Raw genomic sequence first — 1,787 nt, 5'->3', positions numbered from 1 at the left:
ATTCCGGCACTGTCTTCTCCATGTGCCTCACCTTATCAGATTTTTTGGGTTTTTGCTACCCCCGTGAACTTCTACTAAAATAATTTTAACTATTTATAAGAATTTGTTAAACGCGACAAATTTATAAGCAAGCTTATCGTTTAAGATTGGCCAAATTTAATTTTCAACAAGTGGTGTGAGTGTTGTGGTGAAGAATTCTACCTCCGTTAAAGCTTTTTGGCTGTCTTTCTTGATTTCTGGTGCGGCGGTGCCTTTGGGGCAGATCGCAGCAACAGCTCAAATTCAGGATACCTCAACTCCAGAAGTTGCGCTAGAAGGTAGTGCCGTCCCTGCCGCTAACCCAGACGCAGCGCTGGCAGCAGTTAAGATTGAGATACCGCAGTTAGCGGCGATAACCGCAGAGACTAACTCAGCAGTCGATGCCCTTTACCCGAAACAGATGCAGCATGGGTGAATCGTGCTTTACCCGAAACAGATGCAGCATGGGTGAATCGCTTTTTACCCGAAACAGATATAGCAACAGTCGATCGCCCTTTACCCGAAACAGATGCAGCATGGGTGAATCGTGCTTTACCCCAACATAATACAGAAAGAGTCGATCGCCCTTTACCTAAACAAGATAAAGCAACAGAGGATATCGCAACAACAGCCCCAGAAATAACGGGGGCAATTCGCGAATTGCCCCCCCAGGAGTTAGAAATTGCCAACTCTCCTCAGTCTCAAAACGTTGCTGAAGCCAGCCAAGTTGCCGACATCAGCAGCGAGACGGGCACCGCTGATGACCTCAGCATACAAGAAGACGCAGCACAAGTCACCTCTGTTTCCCAACTGTCCGACGTGCGGCCGACAGATTGGGCTTTTCAAGCCTTGCAATCCCTAGTAGAAAGATACGGCTGTATTGCAGGATATCCAGACGGCACATTCCGAGGCAATCGAGCAATTACTCGCTACGAATTTGCCACCGGATTAAATGCTTGCTTGGATCAAATTACCAAACTAATTAGCGGTTCTACTGGTAATTTAGTCAGCCGAGAAGATGTACTTGCTTTGCAAAGATTGCAAGAAGAATTTGCGGCATAATTAGCTACATTGCGCGGTAGAGTAGATGCTTTCGAAGCTCGAACGGCCCAATTGGAAGCCAAACAATTTTCAACTACTACTAAACAACGGATTTGCTTGGTTTAACGTGACTGGAGCTTTTACGGGCGATCGAGTCCGAATTGAAGCAACAAATGGAAAAGCTGCTCCGCTAGATCGATTAGCCGGACGCGATCCTGTCACCAACAGACCGATCGTGCAGAGAGTGGACGACCCAGAAATCACTTTCAGCCAGTTAGTTTGGTTTACTCTGACGACTTCTTTTACAGGCAAAGACGAATTGATTACACAGCTAGCTGTAGGTAACGGAAATTCACCAGCCAATCAGTATACTTCAACGGGTTTGTTCAATACATTCGGCACTCCTTTTCTCGCTCAAACTGCGGGAGGAAATCCCAATGAAGTTATCCTGCGGGAACTTTCCTATCGGTTTCCGGTTAGCAACAGCTTGCAAGTAGTAGTCGGCCCAAGAATTAATTTCTACCGCTACTTTGACAACAATAACTTTAACTTTTTCGTAAACGGTGCGAGCAGCTTTATTTCTAACAACAGCCCTTTGTTAAGCGCTACCAGACGCGGGGCCGGTGCTTTGGTTTTGTGGGCCATAAGCACTAGCCCTGTCTGGCGTGCGCTCAAACTCCAGCCCAGTCCGCGATGGTTCCTCACGGGCAATTGTCAGCGGAGTTTTA

1 protein-coding gene and 1 pseudogene are annotated in these 1,787 nt (G+C 47.0%); both read left to right on the top strand.

Features of this window, described 5'->3' with window-relative positions:
• Nucleotides 1–187: 187 nt before the first annotated feature.
• Entirely contained in the window at nt 188–454 is a 267-nt protein-coding gene (locus QUA78_RS32470; RefSeq protein WP_333399260.1) for a hypothetical protein, read from the top strand.
• 203 nt (nt 455–657) lie between these two features.
• Nucleotides 658–1,184 (top strand): annotated as a pseudogene (locus QUA78_RS32465) (iron uptake porin); the annotation flags it as partial.
• Between the last annotated feature and the right edge of the window lie 603 nt (nt 1,185–1,787).

Origin of the sequence: Microcoleus sp. K4-B3 (assembly GCF_036704615.1) — a bacterium.
Lineage (GTDB): Bacteria > Cyanobacteriota > Cyanobacteriia > Cyanobacteriales > Microcoleaceae > Microcoleus.
Note: the sequence above shows the minus strand (reverse complement) of the source record. Positions and strands in the feature narration are given on the sequence as shown.